This window comes from Mesorhizobium erdmanii, assembly GCF_013170725.1.
GTDB lineage: Bacteria > Pseudomonadota > Alphaproteobacteria > Rhizobiales > Rhizobiaceae > Mesorhizobium > Mesorhizobium erdmanii.
Map to the genome: position 1 here is coordinate 2,871,326 of NZ_CP033361.1, position 16,825 is coordinate 2,888,150.

Sequence of the window (16,825 nt, forward strand, 5' to 3'; positions counted from 1 at the left end):
CCGTCGCCTTGCGGGGAGGCGTCAGCATCATTTTTTGATGAGGATCGCCAGAATGAAGATCGAAGACGCAGTGACCGCCGTGACAGCCGAGGCCAACGCGCTGCTGTCGTGCCTCGGCCAGCCCGTCATTGCCTACCACGTCACGGCAATCATGCGAGAGGCCGACCTCGAACACGCCCGGCGGATGCAGCTCGCCCTGATGCGGCGAAGCATCGAGGCGCTGGTCGATGACGGCCTGGAGGACGTGGCGGCCGAGCATTTTGCGGCGCAGTTCGATGGGCGTGTGGGCTCGGCCTGGAGGCTGCTGCACGCGATGGATGGGGTGGCGCATTGATCTTGGGCAAACGAGCTGCGGTCGAGCTCCGATCTTCTTTGTCGCGAATGGCGGCAATGCCCCTCAGGTCAATCATCCAACGACTGGACTTATGAGCCCAAAAGCTGCCATTGCGTGAACGCCCGCGCCTGTACTCCTCTTACCTCCTAGCTGACAGTCAGTAGACGGCCCCCAAGTCGCCGGTCGGGCGCCCCTCGTCTCGATCGCAGGAACCAGCATGTAACCCTGATCGCAGAAGCAGACATCGTCAACGAATGCGCCGGAGGGGCGGTCCGAAAGATTTGCATCGTGGATCATGGGCGGTGCGTCTGCCTGTTTCGTCGCCGACCCTACGCGGCCAGCCTCGACACTGCGCACTTTGATCCGTCAAAGTAACATATAAGTAATATTGACTCCGTATCGATTAGGTACTTTGGAAGTCGCGCAATATTACGGACAGCTAAATTACAATGATATTAATTACCGAAGTCTCACAGTACAGCCCATCCACGAAATGGTCAGTGATACTGGCATTCTGCGTAGGTATATATGTGCTCTCCGCCTTCTTCCTTGATCCGCAATCTTTCGTGGCCCTAAGCCAGATTTACGCCGAAAAATTCATCATCGCCGTTCCGATATTGTTGGTAGGCGGGGTTGGCGCCGCAGCTCTCATTTTCGGCCGGCAGGCCCCGACGCGGTACGCTGTTGAACTGCTTCGGACGCGTTGGCGGAGTTGCTTGCCGGTGCTTCTCTTCTTCCTCGCCGGAATGACCGCGTTCTCCACCCACAAGAGCGTGATCCCGAGGATCGTGCCGTTCTATGCCGACCCGTGGCTTGCGGATCTGGATGAGTGGATACATGGAGTGGCGCCATGGGAACTGGCGCATCGTCTCGACTACGATCCATGGGCGTTCTTTATCTTCAAAAGCTACGATGTGCTTTGGTATGCGCAGTGGTTTGGCACAATCCTTTTCGCGGGTATGTGGTCGGATCGGATGGGGCGGATACGCTATCTCTGGGCGGTGGCGTTGACCATCTCGATCGTCGGCAGCCTGCTCGCGCTACTCCTGTCATCCGCCGGTCCGATTTACTACGATCACTTCGTCGGCGGCGATCGCTTCGGGGATTTCAGGCTCGCGATGTCTACTCTGGACTCAAGCGTCATCGTCCGAGAATACGCTGATTATCTTTTGACCCTGCACACGACAGGAAATGCAGGGCTTGGAGGCGGCATCTCTGCCATGCCCAGCCTGCACGTCGCTCTTGCCACGCTGAACGCTTATTTCCTTTCCTCGCTCAACCGCTGGCTTGGTGTTCTCGGTTGGATCTTCGCAGCCTTGATCATGTACGGGTCGGTCTACACCGGATGGCACTACGCGGTGGACGGCTATGTCTCGATGATAGTGGTCTCGGTGATCTGGTGGGGAACCGGGCGCCTGGTGCGCGAATATCTCCCGCCAGCGTTACAATACTAGCGCGAAACCTCTCGAACACTCGGTATTCGTCCATGGCTTCTTCTGAAGTCACACAAGATCTTTCGCAAGCAAAGCGGGTTCGCCCCTGGCTCGCTTATGCGAGGCGCCGTAACGCGACACTTTATGGGATCATCTTTGCATTCGTCTTCCTGACCTTTCTGGTCGCAACAATCAGGGGGGACTCGATCCTGCCCTATGTCTTTGAATATGCCGGTCGGGTGGTGCGAGCCTTTCTGCTGTTGAGTTCGGCCCTTGTGATCTGGGCCTGTTCAAGTGCGCTCGTTCAGGGGCGTGATGCATCACCAGTCAGCGCTGCGGTTGCTCGCCTGAAAAGCTTGGCAACATCGAGCATGCTTGCGCGGTATCTGTACGCTTGCGCCATATTGGTGCTCTTCATGGCGGCCTTCCTCTATAACAAGACAATGATCCCGGTTGTGGCTCCCTTCCAATGGGACGAAACCTTCGCCCGATGGGACGCGAATCTCTTGGGTGGATACCAACCTTGGCAAATCATCCAGCCGGTTGTCGGTCTACCGTGGATCACCCAATTATTCGACATTGCGTATTCGTCATGGGTACCAATGGTCTTCCTGTTCTGGGGAGGGTTGTTCGCCAGTCCGCGCGTGCCTGAGCCGATACGTATCCGATACTGGCGGTCGACGGTGATTTCTTGGCTCCTGATCGGACTGGTGATGGCAGCCATGTTCTCTTCTGCGGGACCCTGCTATTTTTCCGAAATCGTGCTGGGCACGCCCTCGCCATATGCCGATCTCATGCGTTATCTTGATGAGGTCGCAACCGCGTATCCGTTGTCATCATCCTTGACCAAGGATTTCCTTTGGCAGGTCTATATTGGCAATGTCGACCTGCCCGGCGGTATCTCGGCCATGCCTAGCATGCACAACGCGCAGGCGGCCTTGTTTGCGGCGGTCGCGTACTCCATCAACCGCAGGCTCGGCCATGTCATGCTGGTCTATGCTGTGTTGATCTTTCTCGGCTCGATCCATCTTGGATGGCACTATGCCTTGGATGGCATTGTCGGTGTCGTGGCGGCGCTGGCCATCTGGCTGGCTTGCGGAAAGCTTGGCCAGGGGCAAATAGCGGCAATCTCTTGAGTAATATCGCACACGAAAGTAATGGCAAACAGTGACCGAGAGGGCTTTATTCTACCGTCGAGATCATCCGTCTTTTGCCTCTGCGGATATCGGCGCGGGAAAGTCTCCGAACTGCTCAGCCGGCGTCCACAGGACGGTGAAGCACTTCTCCGACATCATCCGCTTGGACACTTGCTTTCGCACGAGGCCTTAACAGCCGACCAGATAGCACGGGCTTTCCGAGAGGAGCGACGCTTCTACCGGCTTCTGCAAGTTCATCAAAGCAACGACCGTTTCTCGACAATACCACTCCACAAGCAGATCAACCGCTCACGGCCCCATAGCGGTCACTTTGGGGGTCGGATGGGCACCAGCTGCGCGCCGAATCTTGCCGCTCGGCGTTTTTTGCAATCCCGCCACGAAATCGATCGCCTACGGACGAAGCTCTGCTCACCCCTTCCGCCTCACCAGCCGCTCCAGCGAATCCACGATCAGGTCGCAGAACTTCGCATGGTCGAGCTTCATCGCCACGGTGTAGCGGAAGTCGGTCTGCTCGCTCGCCGTGCCGCCGAAATGGTGCATGCCGCCCATTTTCTCGAAATTGCAGACCGTCATGCCCTTGGTCCAGCGGCCGACGGTTTCGACACGGATGTCGGCTTTTTCGGTGGTGAAGACGCCCACGTCGATTATCGCCGCGATGCAAGAGGCCAACGCGCCAAAGCAGTCAAGTTCCAGTGCCCGAGCGATCCAGAGCCGCCCGCTCGTCGGGCAGGGCTGGTTCGCCATCGTACCCGCGTGGGTCCACGAAAAGTCTCATCGGTATCGCGGCGCCGCGAATCTGTGCTAAAGCCGCCGCCCGACCAAGCAAAGGACGAGACCAGTGAGCGAAGTGACCGTGGCCGAGGCGATCGAAACTATCTATGCCTCGCTCGGGGCGGACAATGCCGACCTCGACGCGCATATCGCGACGCTGAAGGCCGCGCTGACACGAGAGGGCATAAAGCAGGCGGTGTTCGATCCGGCCAGGCTGGCGCAGGGCAACCGCGCCGGCCGCAAGTTGATGCAGGCCTATTTTCGGCAGCGCGGCGTGAGCGTCACGTTCTCCGAGAAGTAGGACCGCGCGCGGGCGGGCTCGAACGCGGCTCTCACCCTTGTCGCTTCACCCCTTCCGCTTCTCCACCTCGGCCTTGCGCAGCAGGAACCGCTGGATCTTGCCGCTCGGCGTCTTCGGCAGCTCCGAGACGAAATCGATCTCGCGCGGATAGGCGTGGGCAGAGAGCCGCTTGCGGACGTGCTGCGCCAGTTCCTCGGCAAGCTCGGGGCTGCCCTGGTAGGCCGAAGCCAGGATGACGAAGGCCTTGACGATCTCGGTGCGCTGCGGATCGGGCACGCCGACCACAGCCGCCTCGTTGACGGCGGGGTGCTCGATCAGCGCGCTTTCGACGTCGAAGGGGCCGATGCGGTAGCCGGACGAGGTGATGACGTCGTCGGCGCGGCCGATGAAGGAGACCGAGCCGTCCGGTTCGTATTCCACCGTGTCGCCGGTGCGGTAATAGCCGCCCACGATGGCCGGCGTTTCGGCCTGGTGGTAGCCGTCGAACCAGCGCAGCGGCGAGTTGGCGATGTCGACGGCGAGGATGCCGGGCTGGTTGGGACCGAGTTCCCGGCCCTCGTCGTCCAGCACCACCATGCGATAGCCCGGCATGGCGAAACCGGCCGAGCCGGTGCGTACCGAATGGCCAAGGCCGTGATGGTTGTTGACCATCATGCCGTTCTCGGTCTGGCCGTAGTGGTCGTGGATGGGCGCATCGAGGTGGGCGTCGAACCAGCGGATCACTTCCGGGTTGAGCGGCTCGCCGGCGCTGCTCACAACGCGCAGCCGGCCTTTGACAGGGGCGGCGGCCTCGGGTCCTTCGGCAAGCAGCAGGCGGAAGGCGGTCGGTGAGCCGGCCAGGCTGGTGACGCCGAGTCGCTCGATGATTTCATAGGTGCTTTTGGCGGTGAAGGCGCCTTCGTTGAAGGTGGTGGCGATGCCGAGCAGCAGCGGGCCCGTGATGGCGTAGTAGAGGCCGTAGGCCCAGCCGGGATCGGCGATGTTCCAGAAGACGTCGTCGGGGCGCAGGCCGATCGCGTCGCGCATATAGGCGCCGAAAGCGAGCAAGGCTCTCAGCGGTACCGGCACGCCCTTGGGCAGGCCCGTCGTTCCCGAAGTAGACATCATCATGAACAGGTCGTCGCCCTTACGCATGACGGGTTCGCAGTCGGGCGAAGCGGCGGCCAGCGCGGCGTGGAAATCGACGTCGCCTTGGGGCAGGGTGTCGCCGGGGCCGAGAATGGTTGCCACGCGCGGGCAGTTCGCGACCTCGTCGAGCTTGCCACGATTGGCCGGGTTGGTCACAACCAGCCTGGCGCCGCTATAGCCCAGGCGGTGTTCGATCGCCTTCGGACCGAAGGCGGTGAACAGCGGCTGGTAGACGGCGCCGATGCGCCAGGCGCCGAGGACGAACGCCACCAGTTCCGGGATGCGCGGCAGTATGCCGGCGACGACATCGCCGGGGCCGACACCGAGACCCCTGAGCAGGTTTGCGACGCGGCCCGACATGTCGGCGAGGTCGTCGAAGCTGAATTGCCTGAGTTCGCCGCCGATGGAGATCGCGCGCAGCGCCAGCCGGTTCTGGCCCGTGTGGCGGCCGCAGCATTCGGCATAGGCGTTGATGCCGGTCGCCGGGTCGCCGTCGAGCCTGGCGATCTCATCCTCGATGCGAAAGGTCGCAACGGCGTCCTCGTAGCGCGGCAAGCCGGCGTCTGTCCTGGTCATGAAAATCCTCCCTGGCGGCGCCCCATCTCCCTATGAGACGCCGTCATGCGACAATGGCATCAGATCGCGTTGATGGGCAACGCTGCCGCTCTACAAGTTCGCCTGCGGGAAGATGCGCGCCGCCCAATCGAGGAAGACGCGCAGGCGGGTATGGCCGCGCCGACGAAGTGTTCGTGATACCGGAAAGCCTATCGCGCCAAGGAATAGGTAGGAACTGACCCGGCTCGGCGCGACAGTTGTCATATGACGACTGGTCGTCGCCTGCCGTAACGTCCACTCTGTCCGCGGGGCCCTTGCATGTCCGTTCCCTGAAAATGGATGCCCCCTTTGGGGCGACATGCATCCGGCGGGGGCCAGGTGGACAGCCCCGAGCTGTCCACCTGTCTCGGCCTCGCCCGACTTTCAAGACACCAGGCTTAGCGGTTGCGCTTCCGTATCCCGCACCCGCTCGGCTTTCCCTGCCGTCCGATAGCGCTTGGGCGCGCTGCCGGTGGCGCGCTTGAAGGCGTTGCTGAAGGCGCTTTCGGAGGCGTAGCCGAGCGAGCGGGCAAGCACGGCGACCGGCGTGTCCTCCTCGCGAAGCGCGCGCTCGGCCAGATGCATGCGCCATTCAGTCAAATAGGTCAGTGGCGCGACGCCGGCGGTCCGCTTGAAATGGAAGGCGAAACTGGTGCGCGACATGGCGGCTGCCCTGGCGAGGTCTTCCAGATGCCAGTCGCGGCCGGGGTCGCCATGCATCAGCCGCAGCGCCGGCGCCAGGCGCGGGTCGGCAAGCGCGCGCAGCCAGCCGGCAGGCATCAGGCTCGATGTCCGCAGATGCGCGCGTAACACCTGGATGAACAGCAATTGCGCAAGTTGCGCGGAGGCCAGGTTGGCACCGGGCTGGCCCTCCGCCTGCTCGTGCACCAGCTGATCGAGGATCCAGCGCAGGATCGTCGCTTGCGGCGACGAAGCCTGGATGTGGATCCATGGCGGCAGGACATCCGCCAGCAGCCGCCCGCTTGCCTGGTCGAGCAGGACATGGCCGCCAATATGGGCGAAATCCTTGCCGTCGCCGAGCTGCGCGATCTTGCAGCCGGAGAACACCGCCATGGCGTCGAGCGGCGGCACCGACAGGTCGCTGGCGAGGATGAAGGAGCGCCGCGACGCCAGAAGCAGCACGTCGCCGGTCAGCGCATGCACCGGCTCGTCCTCGCCTTCGAGGCGGATCCAGCATTCGCCCTTCACCACGGCGAAGAACTTGATCTTTTCCGGCGCTGGAAAGCGCAGCGCCCACGGCCCGCCGGCGGTGAAGCCACCCGTCACCATGGTTTGCGCGCTGGTGAATTTGAGGATGTCGGAGAAGGGGTCGCCGGTCATTCTCGTACGTTCGCGCAATTTATCTGGACTTTCAAGCATTCACAATCCGAATGAGCGCGCATAGCTGAGGGCGAACGAACATAACTATTGGCCAACGGCCGAGCCGCCGCGAGCGGCGGGCCAGGGGAGACCGACATGAATAACGAATTGGTGCTGGTGACCGGCGGCTCCGGCTTCATCGCATCGCACTGCATCCTTAAGCTGCTCGACGCCGGCCACCGCGTGCGCACGACGGTGCGGTCGTTGAAGCGCGAAGACGACGTGCGCGCGATGCTGAGGGAAGGCGGCATCGAACCCGGGGACCGCCTGTCCTTCGTCGCCGCGGACCTGACCGCCGACGCCGGCTGGGCGGAGGCTGTCGCCGGTTGCACCTATGTGATGCATGGCGCCTCGCCGACGCCCTCCGGTAGCCAGACGCGCGAGGAAGACTGGGTGAGGCCGGCCGTCGACGGCGTGCTGCGGGTGCTGAAAGTCGCGCGCGATGCCGGCGTCAAGCGCGTGGTGCTGACCTCGGCCATCGGCGCGGTCGCCATGGGCCACAAGCCGCAGACCAGGCCCTTCAACGAGACGGACTGGACCGACCTCGGCGGCGCCATCGCGCCCTACCAGAAATCGAAGACACTTTCGGAACGCGCCGCCTGGGATTTCATCGCCCGGGAAGGGCGCGGCCTCGAACTGTCCGTGGTCAATCCGGTGGCGGTGCTCGGCCCGGTGCTGGCCGCCGACTTCTCGCATTCGATAGGGCTGATCAAGCGGTTGATGGACGGCATGCCCGGCTGCCCGAAGGTCAACTCGGGCTATGTCGACGTCCGCGACCTGGCCGATCTCCATTTGCTGGCAATGACCAGCCCTGTCGCAAAAGGCGAGCGCTTCATCGGCATTTCGGGCCATAGCCTTTGGATGGCCGAAGTCGCCGACGTGCTGCGCCAGCGCATGGGCGCGGCGGCACGCAAGGTGCCGAAGCGCGAAATCCCCAATTGGGTCATCCGCCTCCTGGCGCTGCGCGGCGATCCGACGACCAGGATGCTGGCCAGGCACCTCGGCGTGATGATGGACGCCACCAGCGAAAAGGCGACGCGACTGCTCGGCTGGACACCGCGCCCGGCCGAGGAAGCGATCGTCGCGACGGCCGAGAGCCTGCTGCGGCTGGGCTTGGTGGGCGGGTCGAAAGCATAGGGCGAAGCCTTGCGACGGTCTTGTCTCGCCGGGCTTTCTTAGCTGGCCTGCGTTCAGGTTTTCTCGAGTGACTGAGATGTGGTTCCTCTCCCCCACTCCGTGGGGCGAGGAAACCAAGCGTCCGGCCATCTCGCAATTTATGGCCTTCAGCCCTTCGCCCCAATGCTGTATCCAGCGGCCCGAGTGCAAGGAGCCTTGGATGACCGCGACGCTTAAAAATGCCGAAGCCGCCCCCGACTGGCAGGACGATGTCCGCCAGGGGGTGCGCCATGTCCGTGACCTCGACCGCCTGCCGCTGTCGCCCGCCGAGCGCGCCGCCGCTCAAGCAGCCGCCACCCTTCACAAGGTGCGCGCGCCAAAAGCCTATCTCGACCTGATCGACTGGAACGACCCCGCCGATCCGATCCGCGCGCAGGTGATCCCGTCGCCGGACGAACTGGTGGAGACGGAGGGCGAGCTTGGCGATCCGATCGCCGACCATGAGTTCAGCCCGGTGCCGCGATTGACGCATCGCCATGCCGATCGGGTGCTGCTGTTCCCGACCTATCAATGCGCGGTCTATTGCCGGTTCTGCTTCCGCAAGGAATCGCTGACCTCGATCGGGCGCGGCTATACGCGCGAGGCGCTGGAGCCAGCGCTGGCCTATATATCAGACCATGCCGAAATCCGCGAGGTGATCCTGACCGGCGGCGACCCGCTGTCGCTGCCCGACAAGACGCTGGCCGAAATCCGGGCGCGTATCGAGGCCATTGCCCATGTGCGGCTCCTACGCATCCACACCCGCGTGCCGGTGGCGCTGCCGTCGCGCATAACGTCAGGGCTGGTCGAGGCCTTGCAGGGCCGGCTGATGGTCACGATCGTCACCCATTTCAACCACGCGCGCGAGATCACCGACGCTGCCGAGGCGGCCTGCCGCACCATGCGTCAGGCGGGCTTCGTGCTGCTCAACCAGAGCGTTCTCCTGAAAGGCATCAACGACAGCGTCGATGTGCTGGAAGAGCTCTGCCGCGAACTGATGTACCGGCTGGGGGTGAAACCCTATTACCTGCACCATGGCGACCTGGCGCGCGGCATGGCGCACCGCCGCACGACGATTGCGCAGGGCCAGGCGCTGGTCGAGGCATTGCGAGCGCGCCTGTCGGGTATCTGCAATCCCGTCTATGTGCTGGATCTGCCGGAAGGCGGCGGCAAGGTGCCGCTCGGGCCTTGTCATGCCGAGGCACGGGACGGGGAGAATTGGCGTATACGCGGACTGGATGGGCTGGTGAGGGACTATCGGGAGATCGTCGGCGAATAGGATAGCTGCGCTATTGCCGAACAAACGCCAGCGCCACCACGCGCGGGGCAATGCAGTAGGCCAGGCTGACCTTGCGACCCGTGCTGGTCGTCGCGCGGCCGTTGTCGAGGTCGACGGCGATATCCTCATAGCCCAGGATTTGGCGATCGAGCGGATAGACGGCCTTGTAGACCGCTTCCTTGGCGGCAAAGAGGATGCGGCCGGCAAGAGGCTGGTCGGCCGTCTCCATCCGGTCCGGGCCGTTTGCGACGAGCGCGAAAATGTCATCGGGCAGGGGCAGCGCCGGCTCGACGTCGATGCCGAGCGCGCCGATATCGGCAATTCGCGCTATCGCCGCCACGGCCATGTCGTCGTCATGAGCGAGCGAGCCAATTATCCCTTCCGGCCAGACCGGCGCTCCGGATGGCGCGCGCGGAATGGCGACGCCGCCGATGCCGATATCGGCCAGCAGCCGGTGCGCGATCCAGCGGGCCGCACCGCTGGCGCGCCGCAGGGCCGGCTGGCGCGCCGGGATGGACCGCGCTTCCTGCGGCAGCAGATGGGCCTCGTCGCCTTCGCGTATGAGGCGGCATCCGGCGTATACTCCACCAGGCGCGATAGCGGCCAGTGCCTTCGCCAGAGAGACTTCCTCGGGCAGGTTGGGTATGGACGGATCGGTGGGAGGCATCATCGGTTGCCAGCGGCCGCCGGCAGGACGAGGTCGGCGATCATTTCGCCATCCTCGTCGAGCCCTTCCTCGACGAAACCGGCGGCTCGATAGAGCCGGCGCGCGGCGTCGTTTCCCGGCTCGTAGCAGATGGAAACGTGGCTGATGTGGCCGAGCGCGCCGATTTCGTGCAGCACCTGGCGCAACGCGGCCTTGCCGTAGCCTCTGCCCTGCCAGGCGCGGTCGATCATGAAGCGATAGATGCGCGCCTCGTCGTCATCGCGTGGCGCTTCGTACATCAGGAAGCCGACGACGCTATCGCCGGCCATGATTGCGCGCGGCCGCGCGTCCCTGTCGGATTTGGCTTCGCGCAGCGAGGCCGCGTTGCTGGCGACGAAATCCATCTGCTCCGGGGCCAGCCGCAGCGCGGTGACCAAGGCGCTGTTGGCAGGGGTCACCCGGGCGATCCGGATATCGACCGTGCTTCCGGATCGCTCTGTCACGTGACCTCCGATGCTATCGGAACCCGATGTCAGGACGACGACCTGGAGCCGTCATCCATGATCGGCTCGACGAACCGATGCAGCTTGGCCGGGTTGCCGCGCCAGATCGAGTTGGGCTCCAGCACTTCGCCCTTCATCACGAAGGAGTCCGCATCGACCATCGATCCCTTGCCCATGACGACGCCGTAATGGACGAAGGCCGAAGGTCCGAGCGTGCAACCGTCACCGATGCGGATGAAGTCCGACTTGAACGCACCTTCTTCCAGCGAATGGGCCTGGAGGACGCAGCCCTCGTTGAGCGTGACGTCATCGCCGATCTCCACCAGGGAGCGTTCGGTCAGGTTGGCGCCACCGTCATAGACTCTGCTGCCGACCTTGACGCCCAGCATGCGCAGGATCATCGGCCGGAACGGCGTGCCGCCGAAAAGGCCCACGATCGGCGAATCGGCCAGCTTCCAATGGCGTTCGTGGCGCCAGAAGTCGACGTCGTAGATCGTCGTCATTCGCGGCTTCAGCTTGCCAAAACCAAGGCTTGCGCGTTCGACGAGGATGTAGAACGGAATGGTGATAGCCGACGTCAGGATCACGGCGACGAAGAGAGCGACCTCCGCCCATTCGGTATAATAATTCAGCGCGCGGTCCCAGATCGCCAGCGTGACGAACAGCATGACCCATTGCGTTGCCATGAACAGAAGGATCGTCACCAGATTGTGGCGGTTCTTGAACGGGATGCGCTGGCGCCGGTCGGCCTCGTCGACACCGGCGATGAGTTCCTTGTCGCGGTTGACCATGCGCGGGATTTCAAAGGCAGGCGACCCGAGAAGGCCGACATTCTCGCGCACCGGTCCATCGATGGGGATCATCACCTTGGTGCCGAGCAGGACATTGTCGCCCGTGCGCCCATCCGGCGGATAGTAGATGTTGTTGCCGAGATAGTTGCGCTCGCCGATGCGGGTCGGCTCCAGCCGGAACGCCGAGGCGGACTTGTGCACATTGATCATGAACAGCCCGTCCGACACCATGGTCTCGGTGCCGATCTCGCACAGAAGCGGGTTTTCGTGCTGCTGGTTGGAGCCGAAGTTGGAACCGGTCTGCACCACCTTGTTGAGGTTCCAGCCGATGGCGCGCATGTAATGGACGATGGCCGAGCTGTCGCCGAACAGCAGCCCCAGCACGCGCGAATTGCTGGAGAATTCGGAGACGGTCTGCAGCCAATAGCGGAAGCCGTAGAGCGTGTAGGTGCGCCCGGGCTTCAGGATCAGGCTGAACAGGCGCGGCACCACCGTGGCGGCGAAAAAGGCCACGGCGATATAGCCGAACAGCGTGACCGTGGTGCCGATCGCGACGAGACCGATCGTCTCCTGATAGTCGTCGCCGACATATTCCCAATAGCTGTGGAACAGGAGCGGCAGCGGGGTGATGACGGCGAACAGCAGCACCAGCTGAACGGCTTCATACAGGAAGCGCCGGATCTCGTAAGGGTTCGCGGTGCGCACCTTGCAATAGTCGGCCGTGGTCGGCACGGCCGGCGATCCATGCCAGTGCTCGCCGTCGGGAATGCTCTGCCCGCTCTGCAGCGAGGACGAATGGCCGAGCTGGCCGCCGTCGCCGATCGAGGTGTCGATGTCGAGCGTCGAGCCGACGCCGACAAAGGCATCACGACCGATGCTGAGCGGCCCGGTGTGGATATAGCCGGCCTGGGCGCGATAGCCGAGGATCATCGATTCCTTGCGAAGGATCGTGTTGGCGCCGATCGATATCAGGTCCGTGCAGACGGGCACGGATTTCGATTCGATGACGGCGTTGTGGCCGAGCTTGGTGCCGAGAAGCCTGAGATAGAAGCTATAGAGCGGGCTGCCGCGGAACAGCACGACGGGCGCCGTGCGGATCAGTGTCTTGACCACCCAGAAGCGATAGTAGCGCCACCCCCAGATGGGAAACGCCTCGGCCTTCCAGCGGCCGACAAGCAGCCATTTCATGGCAACGGCAAAGCCGGACATGCCGAAGAACACGCCGGCGGACAGCGCCACGCACCTGACATAGAGCTGCAGCGGCTCGTCGAGCGTGTCGTAGACCCAGTCGAGGCCATTGTCGATCACCCACACCGCGGCGTAGCTGTAGGCGAGGTAGAACGAAAGCTGGCCCGCTCCGCAGGTCCAATAGGCAAGGTTCGAGGCCTGGCGGGTGAGGACAGGTTCGTTGGTGGCCGTCGTCATCTCTTCGGCCACGCTCAGATGCTTGGCCAGGCGCGCGACCGTCGGATAGAGATAGATGTCGCGCATGGACGTCGTCGCCCATTCCTTGCGGGTGCGCACGCGGGCGCAGAAATGCGCCATCAGCAGCGAGTTGGCGCCGAGATCGTCGAAGAAATTGTCCTCGACCGACACCGCGTCGAATTTCAGCACCGCGGCCAGCGCGTCGGCGAGGAAACGCTCGTCGTCATTGCGGGCGGCAATCATCTCCCCATTGCCGGAGAGCCGCACGCTGGTCGGCTTCGGCAGTTGGCGCAGATCGACCTTGTTCGACACCGTCATCGGGATCGCTGGCAGTTCCTCCAGGTAGGAGGGCACCATGTAATCCGGCAAGCGCCGCTTCATCGTCTGGGCTAGGTCGGCGCGCGAGAGCGCCGGCGCTCCGGCCTTGGGCGCGTAATAGGCGACGAGTTCGACGCGGCCCGGCTCGATCTCCCAGGTGGTGACGGCGGCCTGCGCGATAGCGGGCTGGTCCAGCAACACCGCCTCGATCTCGCCGAGCTCGATGCGATAGCCGCGGATCTTCACCTGGGTGTCGATGCGCCCGGCATATTCGATCTCGCCATCGGCGTTGATCCGGCCAAGATCACCCGTGCGATAGATGCGCTTCGACGGGTTGTTCGGCAGGCCGAGGAAATCGGGGATGAACTTCTGTTCGGTCAGGTCTTGCCTGTTGAGATAGCCGACGGCGAGGCCGATGCCGGCGATGCCGATTTCGCCCAGTTCGCCAGGCTCGGCAAGTTCCGGCAGCGAAGGGTCGAGAATGACGATGGAATAGGTGGGCAGCGGCGCGCCAATGGTGACGGGCTTGTCCGGCGTCAGCGCGCCCATCGTTGCCGTGACGGTCGCCTCTGTCGGGCCATAGGTGTTGAGGATTTGCCGGCCCGGCTTCGACCAGCGCACCACCAGATTGTGCGGGCAGGCCTCGCCGCCGACCAGCAGCGTGCGCAGGCTGGGCACATCCGAAGTCATCGACGAGAGAAGCGTCGGGCTGCAGGCGATGCAGGTGATGTCATGATGGCGCAGGAAATCCGCCAGTTCCTCGCCGACGAGCGGCAACTGGCCGGGGGCCGGCACCACGGTGGCGCCGGCGACGAACGGCACCCAGATCTCCTCGGAGGAAAAGTCGAAGGCGATGGTCATGCCCTGGTAGACGCGGTCGCCAGGCTTGTAGCCATAGGATGCGGCGGCGACGCGGATGAAGTTGACGAAGCTCTGGTGCTTGATGGCGACGCCCTTCGGCCTGCCGGTGGTGCCGGAGGTATAGAGGATGTAGCAGATGTCTTCGATCGCCGTGGCGGTCGGCCCATTGGTCGGCTTCAGCGGCGCGGTGGACTGTTTGGAGATCTCGGCGGCGGCGCTGTCGATCAGCACATGCGGTACCGGCAACTGGTCGGCCCGCGACGCATAGGCGGCGATGGTGACGATCAGGCTTACGCTGGCGTCTTCGATGATGAGCGCCATGCGCTCTTGCGGAAAGGCGGTGGCCAGCGGCACGAAGGCGGCACCCGCCTTCACGACGGCGAGCAAGGCGACATAGGTTTCCGCCGACCGGTCGAGGATAAGCCCGACCCGGTGGCCCGGACGCACGCCGCGCTTGACCAGCAGGCGGGCGAACTGGTTGGCCCGGCTGTCGAGCTCCTGATAGGTCCAGGTGCGTCCTTCGGAGATCACCGCCGGCAGCGTGGCGAATGTCTCGGCGAGCTGTTCGAAGACCGCATCGAGCCGCTCGCCCGGCTGACCTGCCCGGGCGAAGTCGGCGCCGGTCAGGATCTGGTCGTGAGCAGCCAGGGGCCGCTGAGCGCCCCTGATGAGCGCATCGACGGCCGCCAGGCCATTTTCGGCCAGCCCGGTTTCGGACTCTCCATCCAGCCTTGCCGTGCCCCTGTCGAGTGCGGCGATATCGACACCGTGATCCATTTCCAAACTCTTTCGTCCTGACCCAGCATCGCCCGGCTGTTGATGCCGCCGTGTCGGTAGACATTTCTGGCTGCGCCGCCGCTGCAATTGCGGCGGCCGATTCCCGGCCGTTGAGGCATGCTTATGCCATCCGATCTTTTCGTCAGTTTTTCCGAACTGTTGAATTTTGTTTCTGAAGTGTGTCTGAGCGCTCTATCCGCACGGCCGTCGTAGCCAGTTTCCACCTTCCAAAAAAATCTCGGCATCCCCGGGAATAAAGCACCGCCCCGCCGGGTCTTCCCTGTAGCGGGGCCATTCAGCGGCCCGCGACCGAAGAAACGAAACAAGGATTTATCAAGATGACCAAGCTCGCCCTCGGCGTGGCTGCGATGCTGCTCGCCTCGAGTGCTGCCTTTGCCGGCAGCGACCATTTCGGCGCCGACAATGCCAACCAGCCTGTCGCTTCCGTCGACACCAATGCCACCGCTTCGATCCCCTATACCGCGCAGCAGAACGGCGCCGACGCGCGGGTGACGACCGGGCCAAGCCAGGGTTCGGTTCAGGACATCATCGACCAGCACAATCGCGACAGCCTCTGGGGCCGCTAAGCGCCCTCAAGCAATCTCTCTACAAACAGGAACCATCGACATGAAAAACATCGCTCTTGCCGCCGCCGCCAGTCTCGTGGCCACCACCAGCGCCTTTGCCGGCAGCGACCATTTTGGCGACCGCACCGTCAACCCGGCGGCCGCGACCATCGACAACACCTACACCGCCTCGATCCGCCGGCCGGACATGGTCCGCAACGGCATGCAGGCGACGATGAAATCTGATGCGGACGAACCCGGCCAGGGCATCTGGGGTCGCTGAGTTCGCGAGGGGTCCGGACCATCCCCGAGAACCCGACCCCGACCGCATCGGGACGGAGGGCCATGTGGCGTGGCCCTCCGTTACCTCCGCCGCCACGCAACCCACAGGAGATCACCATGTTCAGCATGACACGCCGCACAGTGCTTCAATCGGCCGCCGCCGCCGCTGCTTTCGGCCTTGCCGGCAAGCTCGAGTTCACCCGCCCCGCTTTCGCTGAAACGCCGGTGGAGCCGGCCGTCGGCTTCTACAAATACACGGTCGGCGATATCGAGGTGACCGCCATCTATGACGGCATCTGGAAGAAGCCGCACGACCCGGCCTTCATCAAGGATGTTTCGGTCGACGACACCAAGGCGGCACTCGCCAAGGCCGGCCTGACCACCGACTTCATGCCCATCCCGCTCACCGTCGTCGTGCTCAAGATGGGCGGCAAGCTGATCATGATGGATGCGGGCTCCGGCGTCGGCCAGTGGCAGGCCAATGCCACACACCTGCCGGCCAACATGGCCGCCGCCGGCATCGACTACAAGGCGATCGACACCATCATGATCTCGCATTTCCACCCCGACCATGTCTGGGGCCTGATGGAAAAGGGCACCAACACGCCGGTGTTCCCCAATGCCGAGCTGATCGTCAACGCCACCGAATACAATTGGTGGACCGACCCGAGCCGGTTGGCCAAGCTGCCCGAGGGCCGAAAGCCGGCGGGCAAGCGCATCGCCGAGAATTTTCCGAAATGGAAGAACTGGAAGCTGGTTCAGGACGGCACGGAAGTGGCGCCCGGCATCCAGATCATCGCCGCACCGGGCCATACGCCCGGACATTCGGTGTACCTCGCCAATTCCGGCAAGGAGCAGCTGATGATCTCGGCCGACACCATGTATGTGCCCGCACTTCTGGCGCCGCATCCGGAGTGGCAGGGCAGCTACGACCAGGATGGGCCCACCGCCATCACCACGCGCCACAAGATCATCGACCGGGTGATCGCGGACAACATCCGCATTTCCGGCTCGCACTTCCCGTTCCCGGGCACCGGCGTCTTCGTCAAGGACGGCAATGCCTATGGCTTCACCCCCGTTCAGATTTGAGACCGTTTGGAAACTCTACTCTGGCGGCCATCTGA

Annotated in this window: 15 protein-coding genes; 9 read left to right on the plus strand and 6 right to left on the minus strand. The window is 63.6% G+C overall.

The window, feature by feature from the left end; all coding sequences use genetic code 11:
* Positions 1-52 precede the first annotated feature (52 nt).
* From EB233_RS13935 to EB233_RS13945, 3 genes are all read left to right on the plus strand, one after another.
* Positions 53-334: a hypothetical protein gene (locus EB233_RS13935; protein WP_244277666.1), complete on the plus strand. Its 282-nt coding sequence runs from the start codon at positions 53-55 to the stop codon at positions 332-334.
* A gap of 500 nt (positions 335-834) precedes the next feature.
* Positions 835-1,788 carry a phosphatase PAP2 family protein gene (locus EB233_RS13940; RefSeq protein WP_244277665.1) on the plus strand — a complete coding sequence of 318 codons (954 nt, stop codon included), beginning with the start codon at positions 835-837 and terminating at the stop codon, positions 1,786-1,788.
* 32 nt (positions 1,789-1,820) lie between these two features.
* Positions 1,821-2,903: a phosphatase PAP2 family protein gene (locus EB233_RS13945; protein WP_171892232.1), complete on the plus strand. Its 1,083-nt coding sequence runs from the start codon at positions 1,821-1,823 to the stop codon at positions 2,901-2,903.
* Between the two features lie 429 nt (positions 2,904-3,332).
* Here EB233_RS13945 and EB233_RS13950 read toward each other — a convergent pair whose 3' ends face one another.
* Positions 3,333-3,563, minus strand: a complete 231-nt coding sequence (locus EB233_RS13950; RefSeq protein ID WP_244277664.1) for a hypothetical protein — start codon at positions 3,561-3,563, stop codon at positions 3,333-3,335.
* Positions 3,564-3,762: 199 nt separating this feature from the next.
* On the opposite strand from EB233_RS13950, the gene EB233_RS13955 reads away from it, so the two are divergent.
* Complete coding sequence (locus EB233_RS13955; protein ID WP_027052336.1) at positions 3,763-3,996, plus strand: hypothetical protein; 234 nt, start codon at positions 3,763-3,765, stop codon at positions 3,994-3,996.
* Between the two features lie 45 nt (positions 3,997-4,041).
* On the opposite strand, the gene EB233_RS13960 is transcribed toward EB233_RS13955, so the two are convergent.
* Both EB233_RS13960 and EB233_RS13965 read right to left on the minus strand, forming a co-directional pair.
* Positions 4,042-5,700, minus strand: a complete 1,659-nt coding sequence (locus EB233_RS13960; protein ID WP_064989384.1) for an acyl-CoA synthetase — start codon at positions 5,698-5,700, stop codon at positions 4,042-4,044.
* A gap of 402 nt (positions 5,701-6,102) precedes the next feature.
* Positions 6,103-7,098, minus strand: a complete 996-nt coding sequence (locus EB233_RS13965) for an AraC family transcriptional regulator (RefSeq protein WP_064989383.1) — start codon at positions 7,096-7,098, stop codon at positions 6,103-6,105.
* Positions 7,099-7,194: 96 nt separating this feature from the next.
* Between EB233_RS13965 and EB233_RS13970 the strand changes: the two genes are divergently transcribed.
* Both EB233_RS13970 and EB233_RS13975 read left to right on the plus strand, forming a co-directional pair.
* A complete protein-coding gene (locus EB233_RS13970) occupies positions 7,195-8,235 on the plus strand; it encodes an SDR family oxidoreductase (protein WP_064989407.1) in 1,041 nt (346 codons plus the stop codon).
* Positions 8,236-8,434: 199 nt separating this feature from the next.
* Positions 8,435-9,532: a KamA family radical SAM protein gene (locus EB233_RS13975; protein WP_064989382.1), complete on the plus strand. Its 1,098-nt coding sequence runs from the start codon at positions 8,435-8,437 to the stop codon at positions 9,530-9,532.
* A 10-nt stretch (positions 9,533-9,542) separates the two neighbouring features.
* Here EB233_RS13975 and EB233_RS13980 read toward each other — a convergent pair whose 3' ends face one another.
* Genes EB233_RS13980 through EB233_RS13990 form a run of 3 tightly spaced genes read right to left on the minus strand, consistent with a single transcriptional unit; the run spans position 9,543 to position 14,853 of the window.
* Complete coding sequence (locus EB233_RS13980) at positions 9,543-10,199, minus strand: 4'-phosphopantetheinyl transferase family protein (RefSeq protein WP_343064838.1); 657 nt, start codon at positions 10,197-10,199, stop codon at positions 9,543-9,545.
* Complete coding sequence (locus EB233_RS13985; RefSeq protein ID WP_064989380.1) at positions 10,199-10,681, minus strand: GNAT family N-acetyltransferase; 483 nt, start codon at positions 10,679-10,681, stop codon at positions 10,199-10,201. Before EB233_RS13985 ends, EB233_RS13980 begins: the two co-directional genes overlap by 1 nt.
* A 29-nt stretch (positions 10,682-10,710) precedes the next feature.
* Positions 10,711-14,853, minus strand: coding sequence for a Pls/PosA family non-ribosomal peptide synthetase (locus EB233_RS13990; protein WP_064989379.1), 4,143 nt, complete (start codon positions 14,851-14,853; stop codon positions 10,711-10,713).
* A 338-nt stretch (positions 14,854-15,191) separates the two neighbouring features.
* Between EB233_RS13990 and EB233_RS13995 the strand changes: the two genes are divergently transcribed.
* The 3 genes from EB233_RS13995 (at position 15,192) to EB233_RS14005 (ending at position 16,790) form a co-directional block, all read left to right on the plus strand.
* Positions 15,192-15,440 (plus strand): DUF680 domain-containing protein, encoded by a 249-nt coding sequence (locus EB233_RS13995; RefSeq protein ID WP_064989378.1) that lies wholly within the window; start codon positions 15,192-15,194, stop codon positions 15,438-15,440.
* Positions 15,441-15,480: 40 nt separating this feature from the next.
* On the plus strand, positions 15,481-15,702 hold the full coding sequence (locus EB233_RS14000) for a DUF680 domain-containing protein (protein WP_064989377.1): 222 nt from the start codon (positions 15,481-15,483) through the stop codon (positions 15,700-15,702).
* Between the two features lie 116 nt (positions 15,703-15,818).
* Entirely contained in the window at positions 15,819-16,790 is a 972-nt protein-coding gene (locus tag EB233_RS14005; RefSeq protein ID WP_064989376.1) for an MBL fold metallo-hydrolase, read from the plus strand.
* Positions 16,791-16,825 lie beyond the last annotated feature (35 nt).

Coding starts and splice junctions, on each gene's coding strand:
- EB233_RS13935 (WP_244277666.1), top strand. CDS start 53: ATGAAGATCGAAGACGCAGTGACCGCCGTGACAGCCGAGGCCAACGCG.
- EB233_RS13945 (WP_171892232.1), top strand. CDS start 1,821: ATGGCTTCTTCTGAAGTCACACAAGATCTTTCGCAAGCAAAGCGGGTT.
- EB233_RS13960 (WP_064989384.1), bottom strand. CDS start 5,700: ATGACCAGGACAGACGCCGGCTTGCCGCGCTACGAGGACGCCGTTGCG.
- EB233_RS13965 (WP_064989383.1), bottom strand. CDS start 7,098: ATGCTTGAAAGTCCAGATAAATTGCGCGAACGTACGAGAATGACCGGC.
- EB233_RS13970 (WP_064989407.1), top strand. CDS start 7,195: ATGAATAACGAATTGGTGCTGGTGACCGGCGGCTCCGGCTTCATCGCA.
- EB233_RS13975 (WP_064989382.1), top strand. CDS start 8,435: ATGACCGCGACGCTTAAAAATGCCGAAGCCGCCCCCGACTGGCAGGAC.
- EB233_RS13980 (WP_343064838.1), bottom strand. CDS start 10,199: ATGCCTCCCACCGATCCGTCCATACCCAACCTGCCCGAGGAAGTCTCT.
- EB233_RS13990 (WP_064989379.1), bottom strand. CDS start 14,853: ATGGATCACGGTGTCGATATCGCCGCACTCGACAGGGGCACGGCAAGG.
- EB233_RS13995 (WP_064989378.1), top strand. CDS start 15,192: ATGACCAAGCTCGCCCTCGGCGTGGCTGCGATGCTGCTCGCCTCGAGT.
- EB233_RS14000 (WP_064989377.1), top strand. CDS start 15,481: ATGAAAAACATCGCTCTTGCCGCCGCCGCCAGTCTCGTGGCCACCACC.
- EB233_RS14005 (WP_064989376.1), top strand. CDS start 15,819: ATGTTCAGCATGACACGCCGCACAGTGCTTCAATCGGCCGCCGCCGCC.